Annotated in this window: 23 protein-coding genes; 4 read left to right on the forward strand and 19 right to left on the reverse strand. The window is 43.8% G+C overall.

The features are described 5' to 3' along the window. Window positions 1-199 precede the first annotated feature (199 nt). Together ACOSVQ_RS00750 and vexH are read left to right on the forward strand one after the other, a co-directional pair. The gene (locus tag ACOSVQ_RS00750) at window positions 200-1,258 is read left to right on the forward strand and encodes an efflux RND transporter periplasmic adaptor subunit (RefSeq protein WP_491980704.1); all 1,059 of its coding nucleotides are present in this window, start codon (window positions 200-202) and stop codon (window positions 1,256-1,258) included. Next, on the forward strand, window positions 1,258-4,365 hold the full coding sequence (gene vexH / locus ACOSVQ_RS00755) for a vibriobactin export RND transporter permease subunit VexH (protein WP_491980705.1): 3,108 nt from the start codon (window positions 1,258-1,260) through the stop codon (window positions 4,363-4,365). The genes ACOSVQ_RS00750 and vexH overlap by 1 nt, the downstream gene beginning before the upstream one ends. 61 nt (window positions 4,366-4,426) lie before the next feature. On the opposite strand, the gene ACOSVQ_RS00760 is transcribed toward vexH, so the two are convergent. After that, on the reverse strand, window positions 4,427-5,026 hold the full coding sequence (locus tag ACOSVQ_RS00760; protein ID WP_491980706.1) for a YitT family protein: 600 nt from the start codon (window positions 5,024-5,026) through the stop codon (window positions 4,427-4,429). Window positions 5,027-5,373: 347 nt separating this feature from the next. Between ACOSVQ_RS00760 and glyA the strand changes: the two genes are divergently transcribed. After that, a complete protein-coding gene (gene glyA, locus ACOSVQ_RS00765; protein WP_491980707.1) occupies window positions 5,374-6,624 on the forward strand; it encodes a serine hydroxymethyltransferase in 1,251 nt (416 codons plus the stop codon). Window positions 6,625-6,712: 88 nt separating this feature from the next. Here glyA and ACOSVQ_RS00770 read toward each other — a convergent pair whose 3' ends face one another. The 13 genes from ACOSVQ_RS00770 to leuS all read right to left on the reverse strand — a co-directional run bounded on the left by ACOSVQ_RS00770 (window position 6,713) and on the right by leuS (window position 19,673). Beyond that, complete coding sequence (locus ACOSVQ_RS00770; RefSeq protein WP_491980708.1) at window positions 6,713-7,045, reverse strand: hypothetical protein; 333 nt, start codon at window positions 7,043-7,045, stop codon at window positions 6,713-6,715. A 137-nt stretch (window positions 7,046-7,182) separates the two neighbouring features. Next, window positions 7,183-8,148, reverse strand: a complete 966-nt coding sequence (gene lipA / locus ACOSVQ_RS00775; protein WP_491980709.1) for a lipoyl synthase — start codon at window positions 8,146-8,148, stop codon at window positions 7,183-7,185. Then, the gene (lipB, locus tag ACOSVQ_RS00780) at window positions 8,145-8,813 is read right to left on the reverse strand and encodes a lipoyl(octanoyl) transferase LipB (RefSeq protein WP_491980710.1); all 669 of its coding nucleotides are present in this window, start codon (window positions 8,811-8,813) and stop codon (window positions 8,145-8,147) included. The genes lipA and lipB overlap by 4 nt, the downstream gene beginning before the upstream one ends. A 191-nt stretch (window positions 8,814-9,004) precedes the next feature. Beyond that, window positions 9,005-9,283, reverse strand: a complete 279-nt coding sequence (gene ybeD / locus ACOSVQ_RS00785) for a DUF493 family protein YbeD (RefSeq protein WP_102940236.1) — start codon at window positions 9,281-9,283, stop codon at window positions 9,005-9,007. Window positions 9,284-9,404: 121 nt separating this feature from the next. Further along, the gene (locus ACOSVQ_RS00790) at window positions 9,405-10,580 is read right to left on the reverse strand and encodes a serine hydrolase (RefSeq protein ID WP_491980711.1); all 1,176 of its coding nucleotides are present in this window, start codon (window positions 10,578-10,580) and stop codon (window positions 9,405-9,407) included. 88 nt (window positions 10,581-10,668) lie between these two features. After that, window positions 10,669-11,457: a septal ring lytic transglycosylase RlpA family protein gene (locus ACOSVQ_RS00795; protein ID WP_491980712.1), complete on the reverse strand. Its 789-nt coding sequence runs from the start codon at window positions 11,455-11,457 to the stop codon at window positions 10,669-10,671. Continuing rightward, on the reverse strand, window positions 11,457-12,578 hold the full coding sequence (gene rodA / locus ACOSVQ_RS00800; RefSeq protein ID WP_491980713.1) for a rod shape-determining protein RodA: 1,122 nt from the start codon (window positions 12,576-12,578) through the stop codon (window positions 11,457-11,459). The genes ACOSVQ_RS00795 and rodA overlap by 1 nt, the downstream gene beginning before the upstream one ends. After that, window positions 12,575-14,461, reverse strand: coding sequence for a penicillin-binding protein 2 (mrdA, locus tag ACOSVQ_RS00805; protein ID WP_491980714.1), 1,887 nt, complete (start codon window positions 14,459-14,461; stop codon window positions 12,575-12,577). Before mrdA ends, rodA begins: the two co-directional genes overlap by 4 nt. Before the next feature lie 6 nt (window positions 14,462-14,467). Beyond that, a complete protein-coding gene (gene rlmH, locus ACOSVQ_RS00810; protein WP_102940307.1) occupies window positions 14,468-14,938 on the reverse strand; it encodes a 23S rRNA (pseudouridine(1915)-N(3))-methyltransferase RlmH in 471 nt (156 codons plus the stop codon). 1 nt (window position 14,939) lies between these two features. Continuing rightward, window positions 14,940-15,257, reverse strand: a complete 318-nt coding sequence (gene rsfS, locus ACOSVQ_RS00815; protein WP_042486474.1) for a ribosome silencing factor — start codon at window positions 15,255-15,257, stop codon at window positions 14,940-14,942. Window positions 15,258-15,323: 66 nt separating this feature from the next. Next, entirely contained in the window at window positions 15,324-16,349 is a 1,026-nt protein-coding gene (holA, locus tag ACOSVQ_RS00820; RefSeq protein ID WP_491980715.1) for a DNA polymerase III subunit delta, read from the reverse strand. 8 nt (window positions 16,350-16,357) lie between these two features. Further along, on the reverse strand, window positions 16,358-16,990 hold the full coding sequence (locus ACOSVQ_RS00825; protein WP_491980716.1) for an LPS-assembly lipoprotein LptE: 633 nt from the start codon (window positions 16,988-16,990) through the stop codon (window positions 16,358-16,360). 106 nt (window positions 16,991-17,096) lie between these two features. Beyond that, complete coding sequence (gene leuS, locus ACOSVQ_RS00830) at window positions 17,097-19,673, reverse strand: leucine--tRNA ligase (protein ID WP_491980717.1); 2,577 nt, start codon at window positions 19,671-19,673, stop codon at window positions 17,097-17,099. Window positions 19,674-19,795: 122 nt separating this feature from the next. Between leuS and ACOSVQ_RS00835 the strand changes: the two genes are divergently transcribed. Next, window positions 19,796-20,266, forward strand: coding sequence for a zinc ribbon-containing protein (locus tag ACOSVQ_RS00835; RefSeq protein ID WP_491980718.1), 471 nt, complete (start codon window positions 19,796-19,798; stop codon window positions 20,264-20,266). A 59-nt stretch (window positions 20,267-20,325) separates the two neighbouring features. Here the strand turns inward: ACOSVQ_RS00835 and lnt are convergent, their stop codons facing one another. The 5 genes from lnt to miaB all read right to left on the reverse strand — a co-directional run bounded on the left by lnt (window position 20,326) and on the right by miaB (window position 25,925). Continuing rightward, window positions 20,326-21,849 (reverse strand): apolipoprotein N-acyltransferase, encoded by a 1,524-nt coding sequence (gene lnt / locus ACOSVQ_RS00840; RefSeq protein ID WP_491980719.1) that lies wholly within the window; start codon window positions 21,847-21,849, stop codon window positions 20,326-20,328. Between the two features lie 43 nt (window positions 21,850-21,892). Then, complete coding sequence (gene corC, locus ACOSVQ_RS00845; RefSeq protein ID WP_491980720.1) at window positions 21,893-22,792, reverse strand: CNNM family magnesium/cobalt transport protein CorC; 900 nt, start codon at window positions 22,790-22,792, stop codon at window positions 21,893-21,895. Window positions 22,793-22,865: 73 nt separating this feature from the next. After that, window positions 22,866-23,330, reverse strand: coding sequence for an rRNA maturation RNase YbeY (ybeY, locus tag ACOSVQ_RS00850; RefSeq protein WP_491980721.1), 465 nt, complete (start codon window positions 23,328-23,330; stop codon window positions 22,866-22,868). Next, a complete protein-coding gene (locus ACOSVQ_RS00855) occupies window positions 23,327-24,433 on the reverse strand; it encodes a PhoH family protein (RefSeq protein ID WP_491980722.1) in 1,107 nt (368 codons plus the stop codon). The genes ybeY and ACOSVQ_RS00855 overlap by 4 nt, the downstream gene beginning before the upstream one ends. A gap of 67 nt (window positions 24,434-24,500) precedes the next feature. Beyond that, on the reverse strand, window positions 24,501-25,925 hold the full coding sequence (gene miaB, locus ACOSVQ_RS00860; protein ID WP_491980723.1) for a tRNA (N6-isopentenyl adenosine(37)-C2)-methylthiotransferase MiaB: 1,425 nt from the start codon (window positions 25,923-25,925) through the stop codon (window positions 24,501-24,503). Between the last annotated feature and the right edge of the window lie 143 nt (window positions 25,926-26,068).

Consider the following 26,068-nt stretch of genomic DNA (forward strand, 5'->3'; position numbering starts at 1 on the left):
TCGGACTTGGTGTAAACCCTTTTTTTGCCTTTTTGAATTGAATGCTGCCTTTTTGGGCAAAGATGGCCGTAATTCCCCATTTTCTTTTTGAAATAGTGGTTCAAAAAGGAGATGGAAATATCAAATTTACGTTCCTTTACGTTTCGCCCCTCTATAACTAGTTATAATAAAAGTTCTTTCTTATATGCTGATGTGGTTTATGAAAAACGTTTCGATTCTTTCTATCGCTCTTGCTATGGCTTTATTTGCAAGTGAGGGTGTTATAGCCGCAGGCCCTAAAGGCGCACCTGCAATCTCTGTTGTTACTGATTTAGTTCAGGTGCATCAGGTATCTCAATCTCTATCGTTAGTTGGCAAGTTGGAAGCCGAGCAGTCAGTGATTATTTCTCCAGAAGTTTCCGGAAAAGTGGACATCATCGCGGTTAAAGCCAATCAAGAAGTAAAGAAAAACCAAATACTTGTTCAGTTGTCAGATGAAAAAGCCCGTGCGTCTGTAGCTGAGGCAAAAGCTTACCTGCGTGATGAAAAACGTAAACTGGCCGAATACGAGCGTCTGTTGAAGAGAAGCGCTATTACCCAGACAGAAATTGATGCCCAGAAAACCAGTGTCGATATTGCTCAAGCGCGTTTAGAAGCATCAGAAGCCAATTGGAATGACCTTCATATCAGAGCGCCATTTGATGGCACTGTGGGTTTTATCGATTTCAGTCGAGGCAAGATTGTTAACTCCAGCACTGAACTGATGACCTTGGATAACCTTTCTCTAATGCAATTGGATCTTCAAGTACCTGAGCGTTACCTTTCCATGCTCACTAAAGGCATGAAAGTGGTTGGTTCCACGAATGCGTGGCCGGGTAAGTCATTTGAAGGTGAAGTCGTTGGCGTTGATTCCCGTGTTAACGCAGAGACTTTGAATCTGAGAGTGCGTATTCATTTTTCAAATGCTGGACGTTTACTTAAGCCGGGAATGTTAGTTTCAGCTAATTTAGCGTTCCCAGCGATTGAAGCGCCGATTATTCCAGTTCAAGCGCTCGAATACTCTGGTACTAAGCGCTATGTCTATGTTGTAAATAAAGAAAACAAAGCGGTTCGAACAGAAGTTCTGCTTGGAGCTCGTGTAGAAAACCAAGTTGTGATTGAACAAGGACTCGAGATCGGTGAGAAAGTCGTCGTTCAAGGGATCGTAAACATGCGTGACGGTGCTAAAGTGTTAGAAGTGACGGTGGATGGTCGCCCAGTAAACAAGGATGACAACTAATGTTGATCTCTGATGTTTCAGTAAAACGCCCAGTAGCTGCGCTCGTACTGAGCATGCTGCTGTGTGTGTTTGGCTTTGTCTCTTTTACGAAGCTTGCTGTGCGCGAAATGCCGGATATTGAAAACCCCGTCGTTTCTGTTACCACTCGATATCAAGGTGCTTCCGCCACCATTATCGAAAACCAAATTACCTCGGTGCTTGAAGAACAGCTCACTGGTATCAGTGGCATCGATGAAATTACATCGGTAACCCGTAATGGTTCTTCACGTATAACGGTTACGTTCAACCTCGGTTATGACCTAAATACAGGTGTCAGTGATATTCGTGATGCGGTAGCGCGTGCGCAGCGATCGCTACCGGATGCAGCCGATGATCCTCTGGTATATAAGAACAACGGTTCTGGCCAAGCGTCTATGTATATCAACTTGAGTTCGACCACTATGGACCGGACTCAGTTAACTGATTATATGGAACGTGTCCTTGTTGACCGCTTTAGCCTGATTTCAGGCGTCAGTTCTATAAACGTCTCTGGTGGCTTGTACAAAGTGATGTATGTTCGCCTTCAACCGGAGTTAATGGCAGGACGCGGCGTTACCACATCGGATATTTCAGCTGCTTTACGTCGTGAAAATATTGAAAGCCCGGGAGGTGAGGTACGCAACGATTCAACCGTAATGTCGGTTCGTACTGCGCGTACTTATCAAAAGCCGGAAGACTTTCAATACTTGGTTGTTAAACGTGCCAGTGGTACGCCTATCTACCTGAAAGATGTTGCTGATGTGTTCCTTGGCGCGGAAAACGAGAACTCGACCTACAAGACAGATGGCGTTGTAAACGTGAGTATGGGGATCATCCCTCAGTCCGACTCTAACCCTCTAGAAGTTGCTAAACGAGTTCACGAGCAGGTTGACAATATTCAGAAGTTTCTGCCAGCAGATACCAAGTTAAATATCAGTTATGACTCGACCATCTTTATTGAACGCTCTATAGAAGAGGTATACAGCACCTTATTTATTACTGGTGGTCTGGTTGTTTTGGTGCTTTACATCTTCATTGGTCAAGCCCGTGCAACCTTGATTCCAGCTATCACAGTTCCTGTATCGCTGATTTCTTCATTTATTGCAGCTTACTATTTTGGCTTTTCTATCAACCTAATTACTTTGATGGCATTGATACTGTCAATTGGTTTGGTGGTGGATGACGCGATTGTGGTGGTGGAGAACATCTTCCATCATATTGAACAGGGTGAGAAACCACTGCTAGCCGCTTATAAAGGTACGCGTGAAGTCGGGTTTGCCGTTATTGCAACCACGCTCGTACTAGTAATGGTGTTCCTGCCTATCTCCTTTATGGATGGGATGGTGGGGCTGCTGTTCACAGAGTTCTCGGTACTGTTGGCAATGTCTGTCATCTTCTCTTCTCTGATTGCATTGACGCTAACACCAGTACTGGGAAGTAAGATCCTCAAAGCGAATGTAAAACCAAACGGTTTTAACCGTGTTGTAGACAAACTGTTTGGCAAGCTTGAATCTTCGTATCGCTTCCTGTTGAAGTACGCATTACGTTTCAAATGGTTAGCGCCGTTAATCATTTTGGGTTGTATTGGTGGTAGCTACCAATTTATGCAGAATGTCCCAGCGCAGTTAACGCCATCGGAAGACCGCGGCGTTATCTTTACCATGGTACGTGGTGCTGATGCGACCAGCTATAACCGTATGTCTGCCAACATGGACTTGGTTGAAGCACGATTAAAGCCTCTGCTCGGACAGGGTTTCCTAAAATCATTCAGTATTCAATCTCCTGCATTTGGCGGTAACGCGGGTGACCAGACTGGCTTCGTCATTATGACGTTGGATGACTGGAATGAACGCAGTATCACCGCTCAAAAAGCTCTGGGGGAAGTGAGAAAAGCACTAACAGGTATTCCGGACGTACGTGTTATTCCATTTATGCCGGGTTTCCGTGGTGGTTCTAACGAACCCGTTCAGTTTGTACTGGGAGGCTCGGATTATACAGAGCTGAAAGAGTGGTCTGAGAAACTAGAGGTAGAAGCCGCGAATTCTGGTTTGATGACGGGCGTGGATATCAACTACTCAGAGAAAACACCAGAATTGGTGGTAACGGTTGATAGACAAAGAGCTGCAGAGCTTAACATCAGTGTTCAAGATATCTCCGATACGCTTGAAGTGATGTTAGGTGGTAAAGCGGTGACTACCTTCGTTGAACGTGGTGAAGAATATGACGTTTATCTGCGTGGTGATGAGAACAGCTTCAATAACGCAGCTGATTTAAGTCAGATTTACATGCGTACCGGAAATGGTGATCTGGTTACTCTGGATACTGTGACTAAGATTGAAGAAGTCGCCTCGGCTATTCGCTTGTCTCACTACAACAAACAAAAAGCCATTACGATAACAGCAAACTTAGCTGACGGTGCAACATTAGGTCAGGCTTTAGATTATATGGATCAAAAAGCGTTAGAAATGTTGCCTAGTGATATCTCGGTTAGCTATTCAGGTGAGTCAAAAGATTTCAAAGAAAACCAATCGAGCGTTGCGGCGGTATTCGCTTTAGCGCTGCTAGTTGCGTACTTAGTTCTTGCTGCTCAGTTTGAAAGCTTTATCAACCCAATGGTTATTATGTTTACGGTACCTATGGGTGTCTTCGGTGGTTTCCTTGGCCTGTTGATTATGGGGCAGGGGATGAACGTATATAGCCAGATCGGTATGGTGATGTTGATTGGTATGGTAACGAAAAACGGCATCTTAATCGTTGAGTTTGCTAACCAGTTACGTGACCGAGGTGTTGAGTTTGAAAAAGCGATTGTCGATGCGTCAGCGCGCCGCTTGCGTCCAATTCTGATGACGGCATTCACTACACTGGCGGGTTCTATCCCGCTTATTGTTTCTACAGGTGCGGGTTATGAGAGCCGTGTTGCGGTGGGTACGGTGATTTTCTTTGGTATGGCATTTGCCACTGTAGTGACTCTGTTTGTAATACCAGCAATGTATCGATTGATCTCCGCTAAGACACAAGCTCCGGGACATGTTGAAGCTGAGCTCAACAAAGAGTTGGGACACGACAATAAAGGTCGCACAACGCACTAGCCAGACCTTATTTCCATGTATTAAAAAGCCCGCTAAGTTAGCGGGCTTTCTTTTATGAGTTTCAGATATATTTGACCGAATAGCGAGATGGCTTGTGGTTCATGGCAAGCACGATATTCAGTACTACAGCACCAGCAATAGAGAACATGATGACCGATGGTGTTAAGTAGAATAGAGATGCGAAAACAATAATGCAGTCTAAAACTAACTGTGTCTTACCAACTGAAATACCGAATTTGTCTTGTATGAACAGGCATAGCACGTTAAAACCACCCAAGCTTGAGCGGTGGCGGAATAGAATCAACATACCTAAGCCAGTTAACAAGCCGCCAGCCAAAGCACAGTAAGCTGCATCAATATGTTCTATGGCAATGAAGTTCGAAAGGTGATCCGTAAAAACAGAAACCAAGCCACAAGAGATTGCTGTGTTAACCGAGAACTTAACACCGAAGCGTTTCCAAGCGAGCAGATAGAACGGCACGTTAACGAAGAAATACAGTGTACCGAAGCTCCAAGGGAAAATATGAGTCAAAAGAAGTGCCAAACCCGCGGTGCCACCAGTTATAAGATTGGCTGCTTTGAGAAAAAATAAGCCTTGGGACACGATAAATGTGCCAGTGAAGATTGCTATCCAGTCTTCCTTCCGTGAATGTGTTTCCATTTGAGATGCCATTAATTGCTAAAAAATAAGTAATTGGTAAAGAATAAGTGGATACTAATTAAAACCCGATCTTTTCGGTAGCTAGCGAACAAAAATTAGGGTAAACCTATGTAATTCCAAATTTACACTGTGTAAAGAAAATGTAGACACTCATCTTAAAAGCTTTAAAGATGAGCAGTATTGTTAATCAACATGAAAAAACTGCATGATAAATTCTGTAATTTGGGCTTTATGATATAAATCAAATTATGTAGAATGCGCGCCATATTACGGTGACGAAAACGTTTGCTTTTGGTCGTTGTGTGGTTTTTTGCTACTTTCAGTCAAATCTGAGTCAGGAGATACAGATGCTTAAGCGTGATATGAACATCGCTGATTATGATCCGGAGCTATACGCTGCCATTCAGGAAGAAACTCTTCGCCAAGAAGAGCACATCGAACTTATCGCTTCAGAAAACTACACCAGTCCGCGTGTAATGGAAGCTCAAGGTTCTCAGCTAACAAACAAATACGCTGAAGGCTACCCTGGCAAGCGTTACTACGGCGGTTGTGAGTACGTGGATAAAGCGGAAGCTCTAGCAATCGATCGTGCATGCCAACTATTTGGTTGCGAATATGCTAACGTTCAGCCTCACTCTGGCTCACAAGCAAACAGCGCAGTGTACATGGCTCTTCTAAATCCAGGTGACACAGTTCTAGGTATGAGCCTAGCTCACGGTGGTCACTTGACTCACGGTTCACCAGTTAACTTCTCTGGTAAACACTACAATGTTATTCCTTACGGTATCGACGAAGCTGGTCAAATCAACTACGACGAGATGGAAGCACTTGCTCTAGAGCACAAACCTAAGATGATTATCGGTGGTTTCTCAGCTTACTCTCAAATCGTTGATTGGAAACGCATGCGCGAAATCGCTGACAAAGTAGATGCTTACTTGTTTGTTGATATGGCACACGTTGCTGGTCTGATTGCTGCTGGCGTATACCCAACACCAATCCCACACGCTCACGTCGTAACGACTACAACTCACAAAACTCTAGCTGGCCCACGTGGTGGTTTGATTCTTTCAAACGCTGGCGAAGAGATGTACAAGAAGCTGAACTCAGCAGTATTCCCTGGCGGCCAAGGTGGTCCTCTAATGCATGTTATTGCTGGTAAAGCGGTAGCGTTCAAAGAAGCTATGGAACCTGAATTCAAAGCTTACCAACAGCGTGTTGTTAAGAACGCGAAGGCAATGGTTGCTCAATTCCAAGAGCGTGGTTACAAAATCGTATCTAACGGTACTGAAAACCACCTGTTCCTTGTTGACCTAATCGACAAAGACATCACTGGTAAAGAAGCAGATGCAGCACTTGGTGCAGCAAACATCACTGTAAACAAAAACTCAGTGCCGAACGATCCTCGCAGCCCATTCGTAACTTCTGGTATCCGTGTTGGTACTCCTGCGATCACTCGTCGTGGTTTCGGTGAAGAAGATGCGAAAGCACTAGCTAACTGGATGTGTGATGTTCTAGACAACATCAACGACGAAGCAGTTATCGAAGCAACTAAACAAAAAGTTCTTGATATCTGTAAGCGTCTACCTGTTTACGCTTAATCTTTACAAGATATTGAAAAGGCCTGCATAGCAGGCCTTTTTTATGTTTTGAAACTGGCTTTCTGTGGTTAAAGAACAATGACCAATTCTATTTCGCCATACTGATTAACGTGCCGGATTTACATTTGAACATGTAGTATTTGTTACTTTCTGTAAACTTACCTAGACCTTCACCATCACAGTATTCGATATTAATTTCACGCATCACTTCTAGCGTATCTTCACTTGCCAGAGCGAATTTAGAACCATCTGAGCAAACAATCCGAACTTTGCCGTCGTCACTGACCGAATAAATATCCACTTCTGTATTACAGAGTTCAAAAGAGGCTTCACGGTAGTTGTCTGTTTGAGTGTTCGAAGAACAACCGGCTGTAATGGCTGCTGCGGTCAGAGCTAGAGCGAGCATCGTTAAATTTTTCATTATCATTGTCCTTCATGATTTAAAAAGTCAGTGGTAAGCCTATAAAACTATTTGCATCTATTCAATCATAGACACAAAAAAGGCGACATATCCGAAGACATATCGCCTTTTAACCGATTTAGTTATCTAAGTATGGATTACTTAACTTCTAAACCTTGAGCTTGCATATCTGCGTGGTATGAAGAACGCACAAATGGACCACATGCGGCATGTGTAAAGCCAAGTCCAAGAGCAACTTCTTTTAGCTCATCAAACTCTGCTGGTGGAACGTAACGTTCAACAGGCAGGTGGTGACGACTTGGCGCTAAGTATTGACCTAGCGTTAGCATTGTTACGCCGTGAGCACGCAGATCTTTCATCACTTCGATGATCTCTTCTTTTGTCTCACCAAGCCCCATCATCAATCCCGATTTAGTTGGGATTTCTGGATGCTGCTCTTTGAATTTTTGTAGTAGCTGTAGTGACCACTTATAGTTCGCACCTGGACGCGCTTTACGGTACAAACGCGGTGCCGTTTCTAAGTTGTGGTTGAACACATCTGGCGGGTTGTCTTTCAACAGATCCAGTGCAATATCCATACGACCACGGAAATCAGGAACCAGTGTTTCGATGCGAATGTTCGGATTCAGTGCACGAATTTCACGGTTACAGTCAGCAAAGTGCTGTGCACCACCATCACGTAAGTCATCACGGTCAACTGAGGTAATAACCACGTACTTGAGCTTCATATCGCTAATAGTTTTCGCTAGTTTTTGAGGCTCGTCTGTTTCTGGAGCAACAGGGCGACCATGGGCAACGTCACAGAATGGGCAACGACGTGTACAGATAGCACCTAAAATCATAAAGGTTGCAGTACCGTGGTTGAAACATTCGGCCAAGTTAGGGCAAGAGGCTTCTTCACAAACTGAATGCAGATTGTTCTTACGCATCGCTGATTTGATGTCTTGAATACGTTGGCTGTCCGCTGGCAGCTTGATTTTCATCCACTCAGGTTTACGTAGAATTTCTTTTTGCTCAGTTGGCATGTTCTTAACTGGAATCAGTGCCATTTTATCAGCGTCACGGTATTTGACGCCTTTTTCCATTTGAATGGGTTTGCTCATACTTTGTTACCGATTGAGGGTGCTTCAGTGCTGAATTCGACATGCTCGTAGCCAAATAGCTTTACGAGTTCTTGGATTAATTGTTGTTCTACTTGGTGGATGTCTGCTGGTCCACCTAAGTTGCTCACTTGTACCATTTCCATGCCTTGGTAACCGCATGGGTTAATACGCAAGAAAGGAGAGAGATCCATATTTACATTTAATGCTAGCCCATGAAACGAGCAGCCTTTTCGGATTCTAAGTCCAAGTGAACAGATTTTTCTTCCGTCAACATAGACGCCAGGTGCATCAGGTCGTGCTGCGGACGAAATATCGTAAGCTTTAAGAGTATTGATAACGAGATTTTCAATGTCTGTTACCAAATCTCTAACACCTAATTTTTTTCTTCTTAGGTTAATTAAGAAGTAAGCCACTAACTGACCGGGACCATGGTAAGTTACCTGACCACCTCTGTCGCTCTGTACAACCGGAATATCACCCGTGTTAAGCAAATGCTCCGCTTTACCTGCCTGACCTTGCGTGAATACTGGATTGTGTTCTACAAGCCAGACCTCATCACGAGTCTCATCGTCACGCTGATCGGTAAAATCATGCATAGCCTGCCAAACTGGGTGGTAGTCTTGACGACCCCATTGTCTGACAACAAGCTGGTTATCTAGTGTCATATTCCGTCAGTGGTTGTAAAAATTTGGGTGATTATAAACGCCTTAGGAGCGATGAACTACTCATTGTGGGCATTTTTTTGACCATATTTTGAGTAATGTTTTTTTAACAATCTGATAAATATAAAGAAAGCAGCTTTATGCTGCTTTCAAAAATATTTTAATCGATATCGAATTATTTGATTTTAGTCCAGTTATAGAACCATTCGAACAATTTCAATGTCACCCAGTTCTTTGTACAGGGTTTCAACTTGCACGATAGAAGTCGCGGTAATCGTCACCGATACTGAGTGATAGTTACCTTTCGCGCTTGGCTTAACTCGTGGGCTGTAATCGCCAGGAGCGTGGCGTTGAATTACTTCCAAAACAAGTTCTGGTAATTCAGGTTTAGCATGGCCCATCACCTTGTAGGTAAAAGAACAAGGGAACTCAAGCAGGTCTTTCAATTTTGCATCAGAGTTGATGGTCAACATATTGGAAACTCCAAGTTTGGCATTCGATTAAGCGGTGCGGAATAGTACAGCCTATCGAAGTGGATCTCAAGTGAACAAAAAAGCCGCTAAAAGCGGCTTTTTAAAACTAATCGCTTTGGTATTAGAACAAGCCTTTGAATAGTAGAACAATGTAGTCCCATAGACGGCTGAACAAGCTACCTTCATTCACATCTTCAAGTGCTAATAGAGGGTATTGAGCAACATCTTCATTGTCTACTTGGTAGTAAAGCTTACCTACTACGTCACCTTTCTTAATTGGGGCTTTAAGCTCTTTTTCAAGTACAAAGCTTGCCGTTAGGTTTTTCGCCTGACCACGTGGAAGAGTGACATATGTATCTTCGTCAACACCTAGGGCAACGGTTGATTTGTCGCCCATCCAAATTTGTTCTTCAACGAATGTTTCGCCTTTCTTATGCGGCGCAACGGTTTCGAAGAAGCGGAAGCCGTAACTTAGTAGTTTTTTACTTTCTGATTTACGAGCATTAGCATCTTTGGTGCCCATTACAACGGCTACCAGACGCATCTTCCCTTCAGTAGCAGAACTTACTAGGCTGTAACCCGCGTTCGAAGTGTGACCGGTTTTAATACCATCAACGTTCATGCTCTTATCCCATAACAGACCGTTACGGTTGTATTGAGTGATGCCGTTGTAAGTAAATTTTTGCTCAGAGTAAAGTGCGTACTCATCTGGAACATCACGAATCAGAGCTTGACCCAGTAGAGCCATATCGTGAGGTGTTGAGTATAGATTTGGATCATCCAGACCATGTACGTTCGCGAAATGCGTATTGGTCATTTTCAGTGAGCTTGCCCAAGCATTCATTAAGTCTACGAATGCATCTTCAGAACCCGCAATGTGCTCAGCCATAGCCACACAAGCATCGTTACCCGATTGGATGATGATACCGCGGTTTAGGTCGCTCACTTTTACCGTTGTACCAACTTCGATAAACATCTTAGAAGAGTCTGGGAAGTTTTTAGCCCAAGCGTTTTTACTAATGACAACGTCGTCATTAGGCGAAATATTTCCACGCGCGAGTTCTTGGCCGATAACGTAGCTTGTCATCATCTTAGTTAAACTTGCAGGAGACAGCTTAGTGTCCATCTCTTTTTCAGCCAGAATCTTACCTGAATGAAAATCCATCAGAACGTAGCCCTTAGCGGCGATCTGTGGTGCGTCTGGCATAACAATAGGTGCAGCTGCGGCTGCGAATGAGACAAGAGTAGAAAGCGCAGTGGACGACGCCAGAACAGAATTTAGAATCAATTTTTTCATGGTAAATGCGTGTTATTTAGTTGGTTGTGTATATCTTAACAGAAACGACTATTCAAACCAGAGCCGATATGACTTGGCTCGTTCGTCATTACTGTGCAACTTGGTACTTTTTAATAAATGCGGTTTCGTAACCTAAGGACTTTACACGCTCTAATGTTTCTTGAGTCAGCGTATAGTCAGTAAAAGGGCCTAAAACAGCTCTATGGCTACCGTTTTCACTATCAATAAAACTTTGCACCGATAAGCTTTGTCCCAAATTTTGCGATAAAGTTCGAACTCTTTCTTCATTTTGTGAAGATGCGACCTGAATTACATACCTTGGGTCTGAGTTTTTAACTATGGTTGTCAGTGGCTTATCCACTTTAATTACTTCAATCGCAACATTTGCGGTACCGGTTTTAATGACATCCAGTTTGTAAGCTGCGGCATAGCTTAAGTCAATGATACGTCCGGAGTGAAATGGACCGCGGTCGTTGACTCTTACTATCGCCGTTTTGTTGTTATCAAGATTCGTTACTTTCACGTAACTTGGTATTGGCAATGTTTTATGTGCAGCACTCATCGAGTACATGTCATAGATTTCGCCGTTGGAGGTTAAGTGTCCATGGAACTTCTTACCATACCAAGACGCTTGCCCTTGTTCTTTAAAACCGTCAGTGTTTTTAACGATCTGATAAGTCTCACCACGTAGCGTGTAATTTTTGTTTCCGCCACGACTATAAGGTTCATATTGAGGATGTGCATCTTCAATGTGTTCTACCGAAATTGGCGTATTTGGCGCAACATCATCTTTAATATCATAACGTCCGCCTGATGTTGAACAGCCAGCCAGAATCATCAACACTAATAGCGGAAAAAAGAACGCTTTCAATTTCATTAAGTCGCCTTTGAAAATGCTTTTCTGTGAGTGTGAATCGACATTAGGATACCGAAGCCAGCCATCAAGGTAACCATTGATGTACCACCATAGCTGACCAGAGGAAGAGGAACACCTACAACTGGTAGAATGCCGCTCACCATGCCGATATTCACAAATACGTAAACGAAAAAGCTCAGAACAATACTGCCTGCCATCATACGGCCAAACGCAGTTTGAGCATTGCTTGCCAAATAGAGTCCTCGTCCGATAATAAACAGATAAACGGATAGAAGACCTAAGATGCCAATCATGCCCCATTCTTCGGCGATAACTGCAAAGATAAAGTCAGTATGTCGCTCCGGTAGAAACTCTAGTTGAGATTGTGTGCCATGTAGCCAACCTTTACCTGAAATACCGCCAGAACCGATAGCGATTTTACTTTGGATGATGTGGTAACCCGCACCTAATGGGTCTGATTCTGGGTTAAACAGTGTTCGCACGCGAACCTTCTGATATTCCCGCATTAAGAAAAACCACAAAACAGGGATAAAAGCACCGACTCCGACAGCAGCAGCAATGATAATTTTCCAACTGATACCAGCTAGGAAAATAACGAAAATACCCGAAGCGGCAATAAGGATCGATGTACCCAAGTCTGGTTGCTTAGCAATCAATATTGTAGGTACTAATACCATGACAATGGATGCCACCAGTGTTGGGAAGTTAGAAGGAAGCGGGCGCTTACCTACATAACGAGCCACCATCAAAGGAACGGCTAGTTTTAGCAGTTCTGAGGGCTGAAAGCGCACAAAACCAAGGTTTAACCAGCGCTGTGCACCTTTAGAGGATTCACCAAAAAAGAGTACACCCAGAAGCAGAACAATGCCGGCGAAGTAAAGCAGCGGGGCAAGACTTTCATAAGTACGTGGTGAAATCTGCGCTAAACCAATCATGACGGTTAAGGCTAAAACCATACGCATCGCCTGACGATCCATCATCGCCATGCTTTGACCGCTGGCGCTATACATGACCATAAGTGCAAAACCAAATACGATCAAAATACCAATCAGTAGAGGCAGGTCTATGTGGAGCCTTTCAAATAGAGCTCGGCTTTGTCCTGTTGACGGATCCAGTTTCATTGCTCGTCGTCCTCTTTAGCGCCCAAAATGATGTGATCGAATATACGTCTAACTACGGGTGCGCCGTTGGTTGAACCGCCACCTGCGTTCTCCAAAACGATAGTGACAATAGCCTGTGGGTCATCAACTGGGGCAAAACCAGTAAACAACGCGTGATCGCGTAAGTGTTCTGCCAGTTCGTCCGCATTGTACTCTTGTCCTTCCGCTAATCCGAATACCTGTGCCGTTCCTGATTTACCGGCACTTTTGTATTTTAGATTTTGGAAAGCACGTCTTGCTGTTCCTTTATTTCCATGGTTTACCAAATACATACCTTCGGTTGCCATTTCCCAGTATTTTTTAGGCACACCTGTGATAGGAGGGTAACTCACATATTCAGCTTCTTTCTGGTGTGTGAACTCTTCACCGTTATCAATGGTAGAACGCAACAAATGGGGTGCCCAAACTTCACCTTCATGAACTAAAACTGATGTAGCTTTGGCAATTTGCATTGGAGTAGCTGTCCAGTAGCCTTGGCCGATACCAACAGGGATGGTATCACCTTGATACCAAGGTGTACGGTGACGAGAGAGTTTCCACTCACGTGTAGGCATATTGGCTTTGCTTTCTTCGTATATGTCGATGCCAGTGTAATCACCAAAACCAAAGCGCATCATCCAGTCAGAAAGACGGTCAATACCCATATCGTAAGCAATTTGATAAAAGAAGGTATCGACAGACTCTTCAAGCGCTTTGATGATGTCCACTCTACCGTGTCCCCAACGAAGCCAGTCACGGAATGGACGAGTGGTGGAATTCGGGATTTTCCAAAAACCTGGGTCGTTTCGTGTGGTATTAGGTGTAATCACGCCTTCTTTGAGTGCTGATACGGCAATAAAAGGTTTTACGGTAGAACCTGGAGGGTAAATACCAAGAGTGGTTCGGTTTACCAGCGGGCGATTCTTATCGTTTAAAAGGTTACTGTACTCTTTACCTGAAATCCCATGGACGAAGGCATTTGGATCGTAGCTTGGGCTAGAAACCATGGCTAAGATACCGTTGTCTTTTGGATCAAGTACTACCGCTGAGCCGCGACGCCCATCGAGTAGTTTGTGTACATAGAGCTGCAAATCGATGTCTAGGTTTAGGACGATGTCTTTACCTGGCACTGGTGGTACGTATTTAAGAGTACGAATGATTCGACCGCGACTATTGACTTCAACTTCTTGGTACCCAGCGGTGCCGTGCAGAGTACTTTCATAGTAGCGTTCAATACCGAGCTTACCGATATCGCGCGTAGCTTGGTAATTGGCTACTTCTCCATCTCGCTCAAGACGTTCAATATCTTTATCGTTGATTCGGGATACATAGCCGATAACGTGAGTGAGCACTTCGCCATAAGGGTAATAACGTTTTAGGCTAGCTGTAACTGTGACGCCGGGAAATTTGTGTTGTTGTACCGAGAATTTAGCTACTTCAGTTTCAGTAAGTTGTGTTAGTAACGGAACTGAGTTAAATCGACGAGAGTGACGACGTTCTTTATCAAATGTGGCGATTTTTTCCGGTGTAATTTCTAGGAATTCTTGCAAACGAACGATAGTAGCATCGATATCTTTAACTTGTTCCGGAGTGATTTCCAAGTTAAATACAGGGCGGTTTTCCGCCAATAGTCGTCCGTTTCTATCGTAGATTAAGCCGCGATTGGGAGCGATAGGGACAACTTTGATACGGTTATCGTTAGAACGAGTTTTGTAATCTTGGTATTGATTTACCTGAATGTTGTAGAGGTTCGCGACAAGAATTCCCATCATGAACACAATGCCAACAAAAGATACCACAGCACGACTTTTGAAAAGTCGTGCTTCAGCGATGTAATCTCGAAACGGGTTACTCTTACGTAACATCGATGCCTATTCTCGGTGATATGGATGGTTGGCAGTAATACTCCACGCCCGATATAAGCTTTCCGCCATGACGACGCGAACTAACGGATGTGGCAAAGTCAAAGGTGATAAAGACCAGCTTTGGTCAGCAGCAGCTTTACAGGCTGGTGAAAGACCTTCAGGTCCTCCAATCAAAATTGATACGTCTCTTGCGTCTAGTTTCCAGCTTTCAAGCTGGCCAGCGAGTTCCTCTGTATCCCAGCGTTTTCCTGGAATGTCGAGGGTAACAATTCTGTTGCCTTTTGGCACGGCAGCTAACATAGCTTCGCCTTCTTTTTGCAGTATTCTTGCAATATCAGCATTTTTGCCTCGTTTGCCAGCTGGGATCTCAACTAACTCGAGTGGCATATCGTGAGGGAATCGACGGCGGTATTCTTGAAAGCCTTCTTCAACCCATTTAGGCATTTTAGTGCCTACGGCAATAAGCTGAATTTTCACATTAGCTCCAAAGTTTTTCTAGTTGGTACATTTCACGCTGTTCTTCCTGCATTACGTGCACCATGGTTGTTCCCATATCAACCACAACCCATTCACCTTCGTTTTCGCCATCCATACCTAACGGGTCGAAACCAATTTTTTTCGCTTCACTTGCAACGTGGTCTGCAATTGAAGAAACGTGACGTTTTGAAGTGCCAGTACAAATGATCATGTAATCAGTCACACTTGATTTACCTTGTACGTCTAAGGTGATGATGTCAACGGCTTTCATGTCGTCAACTTTGTCTGCAAGAAAGGTATTTAATTCTTCGCGTTGCAAGGGGTATTCCTCTGAAATGGTCTATTGGTACAATTTTTACTATTTAGGTGCGCAGTATAACACTGTTTAAACTGGCAAAGGGATGTTTGCCTGAGGAACGGCGAACTCTACGCTTAACTGATGAAGAAGTGGCCAGCTAGGCTGCTCGTATTGAGTTTTAGCCAAGACTTCCGTTTGAGCAAGTAGCCTAATCAGGTGCTGCAATTTACTTAAAGGCAGTCGTTGCAGTGCTGCAGAGTAAAGCGGACGCTTGTTTGACCATACTCGATGTTTATCAAACACTGCGCTTATCCCTAAACTATTAAGCTGTTGCTTCATTTGTAGCAACATTAATAGCTCTTTTTGCAAGGTCCTCATCAGGATAATAGGTTCGACCGCTTCCGCTTCCAGCTGTCTTAAAATTCGTTGAGCTCGATTCGCTTTACCTTCTAAAAGTGCATCCATCCAATGAAACGGAGTGAAGTGGTTGTGTCTGTCTAACGATTCTTGAAGGCGAACTAGGGTTAATTGACCATCAGGATAATTGAGAGCCAGTTTTTCCAAACTTTGCATCAACGCAAACAGATTGCCTTCATGCCATTGTGCGAGCATTTGTATTGCTTCTGCATCGGGGTTAAGTCCCAACTTTCGGCAACGAGCCAACACAAACTGAGGCAGTCGAGATAAATCCGGCGTTAAACAGTTAACCAAGCAACCTTTAGCAATTAGAGCCTTAAACCAAGCGGTACTTTCTTGAGCTTTAGTTAGCTTATTGCCTATCACTATCAGAACAATGTCTGGATTGAGATATTCAGCGACAGATGCCAACGATTTCGATAAAGCCGCATTAAGGCCAGCCTCAGCAATCTCTAATACAATGATCTGTCTGCTGCTAAATAGGCTTAAAGATTGACAGCTGTCATACACTTGATTCCAATCTAAACCGTTATCAACGGTGAAATGATGTTTCTCTTCGAAACCTTCACTTCGCGCTTTAGTTTCTATTGCTTTAACAGACTCTTGAGTCAGCAGTGGCTCTCCACCGAAAATGAGATAAACGGGTAACAACGATTTCTGTAATGAATCCGCGAGTTTATCGGCGTAGACTCTCATTGTGGGTACTACTCAGTTTCCGGTTGAGCTGATGGCTCTTGGTGAGTTTCAATAGTATCGATGAGGTATGACTCGTTGCTGTTGTCGCTTTTCTCAGTGTCTTCTTCGTCAGTAGTATCATCCAAAGTGCCTGCTTGAATGGCGGCTTTTAGACGACCCATCTGACGGACAATTTGTGTGGCTGCAAGCTTACGCATCTCATCTTCGATCATGTCTCTTTCCACCGATTTAGCTAACGCGGTGAGAGGGTTATCCAAATAGCTGCGAGTAACGCTGGTCGAAAACGTTTTGGTACCTAGATCTGGAATTGTCACTCTATAGCTTGCTACGAATGTTAGTTCAATTTCAGCCGCGCGGGTTGTTTGGTAAAGAGAGAGTGTGCGTTCACCCGTTCCTTCACTAATCAAGTGAACATTCGGCACATCGTCAGCTGGCTGTACGATTTCAATTTCATTCATACGTAATTGACGAGTAACCATGCGCGTAAAAGTGCTGTACTGGTCGTAACTGGTTATAGAAAGTTTACTAAGTTCGTCGGGAACATCGTAATCACCACGTAAGTGAAAACCGCACGCACTCAGTAACGTTGTTGAGAGGAGAACCAGTGACAATTTCATAAAAGACGAACATGTAAAACGCATGGGATTATTATTCTCGTTAGATTACTTATGTTAGGGCACAAAGCGTTATGCACTAACATAAGTAAACAGGGCATTAAGCCCTGTTTACAGACAACTCAAGTTCGAATTAGTTCGCTACGATATTCAGCAGCTTACCAGGAACGTAGATAACTTTACGTACGGTTAGACCTTCAGTAAATTTCACTACGTTCTCATCGTTAAGACCAAGTTCTTCAACTTGTTCTTTCGTTGCATCAGCCGCTACGGTTAACTTACCGCGCAGTTTGCCGTTTACTTGAACAACGATCAGCTTTTCATCTTCAACTAACGCTGCTTCATCGAACGTTGGCCACGCAGCGGCATCGATATCTGACTCACCAAGTGCTGTCCACATTTCAAAACAAATGTGTGGCGCAATAGGGTAAAGCATTAGCGTTATTGCTTTTACTGCTTCATCCAAAATTGCACGATCTTGTTCTGACTCTTGTGACGCTTTTGTCAGCTTGTTCATCAGTTCCATGATCGCTGCAATTGCCGTGTTGAACGTTTGGCGACGAGCGATATCGTCCGTTACTTTGGCAATTGTTTTATGTACATCACGACGAAGAGCTTTTTGGTCAGCAGTTAGTGCGCTTGCATCAACAGCTACAGCAACACCTTTCGATGAATGCTCACGAGCCAGTTTCCAAACACGTTTAAGGAAGCGGTTTGCACCTTCAACGCCAGATTCTTGCCATTCTAGAGTCATATCAGCAGGTGATGCGAACATCATAAATAGGCGTACTGTATCTGCGCCGTATTTATCAACCATTTCTTGAGGGTCAATACCGTTGTTCTTTGACTTAGACATTTTGATCATGCCTGAGTGCTCAACGCTGCGACCTTGGTTATCTACTGCAGAAGTAATGTTACCTTTACCGTCACGTTCAACTTTCACTTCAGTTGGTGAGATCCACTCTTTTGTGCCTTTCTCGTTTGTCAGGAAGAAAGCATCAGCCAGTACCATGCCTTGGCAAAGTAGCTGTTTGAATGGCTCGTCAGACGTTACATAACCTGCATCACGTAGCAACTTGTGGAAGAAACGAGAGTACAACAGGTGCATACACGCGTGTTCAATACCACCGATGTATTGGTCTACTGGTAACCAGTAGTTCGCTTTTTCTGGATCTAGAATGTCATCAGCTTGTGGAGAACAGTAACGAGCGTAATACCAAGAAGACTCCATGAATGTATCAAATGTATCGGTTTCACGTAGTGCTGGTTCGCCGTTGAAAGTGGTTTTTGCCCACTCTTTGTCTGCTTTAATTGGGCTGGTTACGCCATCCATAGTCACGTCTTCAGGCAGAATCACTGGTAGTTGATCTGCTGGAACAGGATGAACTTGACCATCTTCAGTCGTTACCATTGGAATTGGCGCGCCCCAGTAACGTTGACGAGATACACCCCAGTCACGCAGACGGAAGTTCACTGTCTTAGTACCTTTACCTTCTGCTTGTAATTTTGCAGAGATAGCATCGAATGCTGCTTGGAATTCAAGTCCATCAAATTCACCTGAGTCAAACAGTACACCTTTTTCCGTGTATGCCGCTTCAGAGATATCCAGCTCGCTACCATCAAGAGGTTTGATTACAGGAACGATATCTAAACCGTACTTAGTGGCGAACTCGTAGTCACGTTGGTCGTGAGCAGGTACAGCCATTACAGCGCCTGTGCCGTAGTCCATCAGTACGAAGTTTGCTACGTAAACAGGAACTTCACGACCGTTTAATGGATGGATAGCAGTTAGACCTGTTGCCATGCCTTTCTTTTCCATCGTCGCGATTTCTGCTTCTGCAACTTTAGTGTTCTTACACTCATCAATGAAAGTTGCTAGCGCTGGGTTAGTTGCAGCTGCTTTCGTTGCTAGAGGATGACCAGCTGCGATACCTACATACGTTACGCCCATTAGTGTGTCAGGACGAGTGGTGTACACTTCAAGATCTTGAGCTTCGCCTTTCACTTCGAACTTAAGTTCAACACCTTCAGAGCGGCCAATCCAGTTGCGTTGCATGGTTTTAACCATTTCTGGCCAGCCATCAAGTTTGTCTAGATCGTCTAGGAGTTCTTGTGCGTATGCAGTGATTTTAATGAACCACTGTGGAATTTCTTTTTGTTCAACTGGAGTATCACAACGCCAGCAGCAACCATCTTCAACTTGCTCGTTAGCCAGTACAGTTTGGTCGTTTGGACACCAGTTTACAGATGATGTCTTTTTGTAAACCAAGCCTTTTTCGTAAAGCTTAGTGAAAAACTCTTGTTCCCAACGGTAGTACTCAGGACGACATGTCGCGAATTCACGATTCCAGTCATAGCCAAAGCCCAACAACTTAAGTTGGTTTTTCATGTATTCGATGTTTTCGTATGTCCAAGGAGCGGGCGCTGTCTTGTTTTTTACCGCAGCATTTTCTGCTGGCAGACCGAATGCATCCCAACCGATAGGTTGCATAACGTTCTTGCCTTGTAAACGCTGGAAGCGAGAAACCACATCACCGATGGTGTAGTTACGAACGTGACCCATGTGCAGTCGACCACTAGGGTATGGAAACATAGACAGACAGTAGAATTTTTCTTTATTTGGGTCTTCACTTACAACGAAAGTTTTGTTGTTATCCCAGTGCTGTTGAACTTTTTGTTCAATGTCTTGCGGGTTGTATTGCTCTTGCATCGATGATATCCGGTTCTCTTGGAATTTGTGAGTTCAGTTTGAACAGACTCTTTTAGATCGACATAGAATACATAAAGGAGCACAGCACAACAATAGCCAATCCGATTTGAAAGAGAGGTCTTATGCCAAAACAAAAATCTGGTTATGAAGCATTACTTAAAGATGTCGTTGAAACTCTCAAGCACAGCCGTGAAGAAGTCAGTCATATTGTGGAAACTTCTGGCAAAATTGTCAGTGCGGCCAATGATTTAACCAAAGATGAATTATCCCTTATATCTGAATATGTTAAGTCGGACTTGAAGGAATTCGCTGAAAGTTATGAAGAGAGTAAAAGTGGCCCATTTTACCTGATGATTGCAGACTCAATTTGGCAAGGATTGCTTGATATCACTGACAGAACCAAAGTGGAATGGGTTGAACTGTTTCAGGACTTAGAACACCAAGGGTTATACCAAGCTGGCGATATGATTGGTCTTGGTGTGCTGGTTTGTGAAAGTTGCGGTCACAAAGTGCAATATAACCATCCATCAGAAATAGCCCCATGTATCCATTGTGGTAATAAAGTATTTGGGCGTTTGCCACTCAAACCTTAGCTATCACTCAATCTAAAATAACAAAAGAGCCCTTTGGGCTCTTTTAACTTGTATCTATATTATTCTGGTTTTGGCTTTCGTTGGTTGATTACACTTGCGATTAGTCCAAATATCACCCAGATATACAATGGCCAGCTACCGTACCAATGGTAAGGTGTTTGTCCCCGTGTAGGTACCACTTCGGCTTTGAGTACACCTGTCTCAAACTGAGGGATTTGTTTGACGATATGTCCTAGATGATCTGTAACTGCCGTAACTCCATTGTTTGTTGAGCGAACTACGGGTTTACCCATCTCTAGTGCTCTCATACGAGCAATTTCCATATGTTGTAACGGGCCAATTGATTTACCAAACCAAGCATCGTTTGAAAGAGTCAGAATAAAATCAGTATCCTCGTTAACATTTTTTCGCACTTGTTCGTTGAAAATAATCTCGTAACACAACGCAGAGGCAAGTTTATGGCCATTCACATCGATATTCGGTTGAATATAGCTACCGCGGCTAAACGAAGACATCGGTAAGTTAAAGAATGGTGCAATTGGTCTCAGTAGACTTTCAAAAGGCACGAATTCACCAAACGGAAGAAGATGATACTTGTTGTAACGTCTTGCATTTTGGTAGGCGTACTCAGCATCGTTGGTTCCACCAACCGCTAATACACTGTTGTAGAACTGTTTGTTTTCACCTTGATTAAGAATTCCTAAAACAATTCCGCTATTGTTCATACGTGCAAGTTCATCAAGGCTCTTCAAATAAGAAGGAAGCTCGTATTCGAAAGCTGGAACAGCCGCTTCTGGCCAAATGATAATATCTGCATCCCAGTTTTCTCGACTGAGATCCGTATATTTCATAATGGTTGGCCAACGATGAGAAGGTACCCATTTTAAAGCTTGATCGATGTTTCCCTGGATCAAAGCTACTTTGGTTGAACGCTCTGGTTGAGGGCTCACCCATCGTGCAACACTTAGCCCATAACTTGTCGCAAAAATTACTGCAGGGATGACAAGCATTGACCACGATTTATGAAGGATTGAATATGCGAAACAGCCTGAGCTGAGCAAAACAAATAACGTGAGCAGCTCAACTCCTCCTACTGGGGCCAAATTGGCCAGAGGACTATCAATTTGGCTGTATCCTAACCATAACCATGGGAAGCCAGTCATCACCCAGCCGCGTAACCAATCGCAAATTAACCAGATAATCGGAGCAGCAAGCAGTAGTCTCGTTCGATTGTTGGTTTGAAAATATCGATTCATCAACCAACCGAAAAGCGCCGAATAAATAGCCAGATAAGCAACCAACAACACCATTAAGAACACGCTGGCGATTTTTGGCATTCCACCAAAGGTATCGATACTGACATGTACCCAGCTAATACCCGTTGCAAACTGACCTAATCCCCAAAAATAGCCTATCCAAGCGCTGTACTTTGGAGTCTGTTTATGCATTAAAAGCAGTAAAAGTGCAGGGCTAACAAAGGCCAATTGCCACAATTGGTATGGTGCGAAAGATAGGGTAGTGAGAGCGCCAACAAAAGCGGCCGCAAGCGGCCGCATCAGGCGATGAGTAAAAATATTATTCATCAGCAATTTTTAATAGACTCTTAGTTGTTAAGAGACAAAAGATTTATTCTTCAGTAATTTCAGGTAGCGCTTCCAAATCTGGAATGGTGACCTGAAGCTGAATAACGCGACGGTTATCAGCAGCGGTGACTTTAAAGCTGTAATTTCCGATTTCAACGACTTCACCTCGAGTAGGTAAATGACCAAAAGCCGTCATTACCATACCGCCTACAGTGTCGACTTCTTCATCACTGAACTGCGTTTTGAAAGTATCGTTAAAATCGTCGATTGTCGTAAGCGCTTTAACAGCATAGGTATGCTTGCTTAGCTTACGAATTTCTAATTGCTCTTCGTCATCAGTTTCATCTTCGATATCACCAACAATCTCTTCGAGAATGTCTTCGATAGTGACAAGGCCTGAAACTCCGCCGAATTCATCCACAACAATCGCCATATGATAACGTTCTTCACGGAACTCTTTTAGCAAACGGTCAACGCGTTTACTTTCTGGTACCACGACTGCTGGGCGTATCACCTCTTCAATATCAAAAGGGGTGCTATTAGAACCTAAATATTTGAGTAAGTCCTTCGCTAGTAGAATACCTTCAACATGGTCTTTATCTTCACTGATCACCGGGTAACGAGAGTGCTGTGCATCGGTGATCAGTGCAATCAACGTATCCAAATCATCAGTACGTGAAATTGTGACCATTTGAGAGCGAGGAATCATGATATCTCTGACTCGCATCTCTGAAATTTCCATAACACCTTCGAGCATGTCACGGGTGTCGTGGTCAATTAAGTCATTTACTTCAGAGTCTCGAATGACATCAACCAGCTCTTGGCGATCTTTCGGCTCTCCCTGAAACATTTGACTCAGGCGTTCAAAGAAGGACTTTCTACTCGGACCTTCAGACTTTTCTTTTTTACCTTCGTTAGAAGGGGGCGAATTGTCTTCGTTCATTATTACTCTAATTATTAACGCTACCAAAGTGTGGTAGCTCACAAATAAATATAAGGTCAAATTGACCTTATATTTACACTTTTTCTGCCAAATAAGGGTCTTCAAACCCCAATTTTTGCATCAATTCTGTTTCGAGGGACTCCATCTCTTCGGCTTCGTCATCCTCGATATGGTCATAACCTAACAGATGCAGGCTCCCATGTACAACCATATGCGCCCAATGTGCCAACAGAGGTTTATTCTGTTCACTGGCTTCTTGTTCAACAACTTGTCGACAGATGACCAAATCGCCTAGCAGATCAAGCTCCATACCCGGAGGTGACTCAAACGGGAAAGAGAGCACATTAGTGGGTTTATCCTTGCCGCGATAACCCATATTGAGCTGGTGGCTTTCCTGCGTATCTACGATACGAATCGTAATTTCCGCTTGCTCTTGAAATGGAGTGATTGCCGCTTCTAGCCAAGTCAAAAAATTCTCTTCGCTTGGCAATCCGCTTTCATCTTCCACTGCTAATTGCAAATCAAGTTCAATGCTCATTGTTGATCTGACTCTTTAATTGAAGCACTAAGTTCTTCTTTTTGCAGTTCAAGCAATTTTGATTCACGCTCATCTCTGCGACGCTTTTCATACTCTTTGCGCTCTTTTTGATCTTGTGCTTCCCATTTCTCGTAAGCATTCACAATACGAGCAACGACTGGGTGACGAACAACGTCATCGGCGATGAAGAAGTTAAAGCTGATTTCTTCTACTTCGCTCAAAACTTCAACTGCATGACGAAGACCAGATTTTGCACCACGAGGTAAGTCGATCTGAGTAACGTCACCGGTGATCACTGCGCGAGAGTTGAAACCGATACGAGTCAGGAACATTTTCATCTGTTCAACGGTCGTGTTTTGGCTTTCATCAAGAATGATAAATGCATCATTCAAAGTACGACCACGCATGTATGCAAGCGGTGCTACTTCGATAACGTTACGTTCAATAAGCTTTTCAACACGTTCAAAGCCAAGCATTTCAAACAAAGCATCGTAAAGAGGGCGCAAGTAAGGGTCTACCTTCTGGCTTAAGTCGCCGGGTAGGAAACCGAGTTTTTCACCGGCCTCAACAGCAGGACGAGTAAGCAGAATTCGACGAATTTCTTGCCGTTCCAAAGCATCAACTGCGGCAGCAACTGCAAGGTATGTTTTACCTGTACCAGCAGGACCAATACCAAATGTGATGTCATGGGTTACCATGTTCATTAGATATTGTGCTTGGTTTGGTGTGCGCGGTTTGATAACGCCTTTTTTGGTTTTTACAAACACTTCTTTGCCGTGAGTGAACTCTTCAGCCACGTCAGTGTTTTGCTCTAAAACGCCTGATTCTTTAATCGCAAGGTGAATTTGTTCTGGTTCAATATCCGGAATTTCACCACGAATTGGAGCTGTATCGACATAAAGTGATTTGATGATATCAAGTGCTGCAGCCGTCGTATGCGGTTTACCAACGATGGTAAAAAACTGGCTACGGTGATTAATTTCAACGCCTAAACGACGTTCTAAATGCTTGATATTGTCATCGAAAGGTCCGCACAAACTTGCAAGGCGGCGGTTGTCAGAAGGTTCGAGATTGATCTCTAGGGTAACAATTTTATTGCTCAAATTAGCCTCTCAGTATGGTCATATCAAGGTGCCCGATTTCGACCGGACACCTTATGACTGTTAAAGCTTATGGAGTAAACGTCGCTACTCCTAGCTCATCTTCACGTTTTGTCTTAGCCATCATTTCTGATGGAGAAGTTACAACGCGAAGGTTCATTTCTTTTTCTGTTCGGATCAGTTCACCGCGAAGTGAGTTCGGGAATACATCGACGATTTTCACGTCTACGAATTGGCCGATCAAATCTGGTGAGCCTTCAAAGTTTACAACACGGTTGTTTTCTGTACGACCACGAAGTTCCATTAAGTTCTTCTTAGATGTACCTTCAACCAGAATACGCTGTTCTGTACCCAACATTAGACGAGAATAGCGCATTGCTTGCGAGTTGACCTGCTGTTGTAGCTCATATAGGCGATCTTTTTTCTCTTGCTCAGTGAGATCACATGGATAGTCGGCTGCTGGCGTACCTGGACGAGGTGAGAAAATAAAGCTAAAGCTCATATCGAAATCAACGTCGCGAATCAGCTTCATAGTGTCTTGGAAGTCTTTATCTGTCTCGCCTGGGAAAGCAACGATGAAGTCAGAACTGATCTGAATGTCAGGACGAGCTTTACGTAGTTTACGAATAATAGACTTGTATTCGATAGCTGTATGCGGACGTTTCATCATAGTAAGAATACGGTCACTACCACTTTGTACTGGTAGGTGAAGGAAGCTCACTAGCTCTGGCGTGTCTTCGTAAACAGCGATGATATCGTCAGTAAATTCAAGTGGGTGACTTGTTGTAAAGCGAATACGGTCGATGCCATCAATAGTTGCAACTAGGCGTAGCAGTTCAGCGAAAGAACAGATAGTGCCATCATGCATAGGACCACGGTATGCGTTAACGTTTTGACCCAATAGGTTTACTTCACGAACGCCTTGCTCTGCAAGCTGTGCGATTTCAAATAACACGTCGTCCATAGGGCGGCTAACTTCTTCACCACGAGTGTATGGTACAACGCAGTATGTGCAGTATTTAGAACAGCCTTCCATGATTGAAACGAACGCAGTCGGACCTTCCGCGCGAGGCTCTGGAAGACGGTCAAATTTCTCAATCTCTGGGAAAGAAATGTCCATAACTGGTGCGTTGTCAGTACGAGACTGTTTAATCATTTCTGGTAAACGGTGCAGCGTTTGTGGACCAAAAATTACGTCAACGAAAGGTGCACGTTCACGAATGTGGTCGCCTTCTTGAGTTGCAACACAGCCACCAACGCCAATTACAACGCCTTCTTTCTTGTCTTTCAGTGTTTTCCAACGACCAAGCTGGTGGAAAACTTTCTCTTGTGCTTTTTCACGAATCGAACAGGTGTTAAGTAAAAGTACGTCTGCTTCTTCTGGATCTTCAGTCAGCTCATAGCCGTTAGCAGCGTTAAGCAGGTCGGCCATTTTTGATGAATCGTATTCGTTCATCTGGCAACCCCAGGTTTTAATTAGCAGTTTCTTACTCATTTCACTTTCGCTCGTGTTAATTCTTAAATAAATCTTGAATGCGACAGGGTTTGTTAACCGTTTGTGCTCAAATTATAGCCGCCATCTCGGCGGTAAGCCGCGTATTGTACTGCTTTAAAAACTCACTGACTAGTAATTGGGTG

Source organism: Vibrio sp. HM8-C (assembly GCF_058630515.1).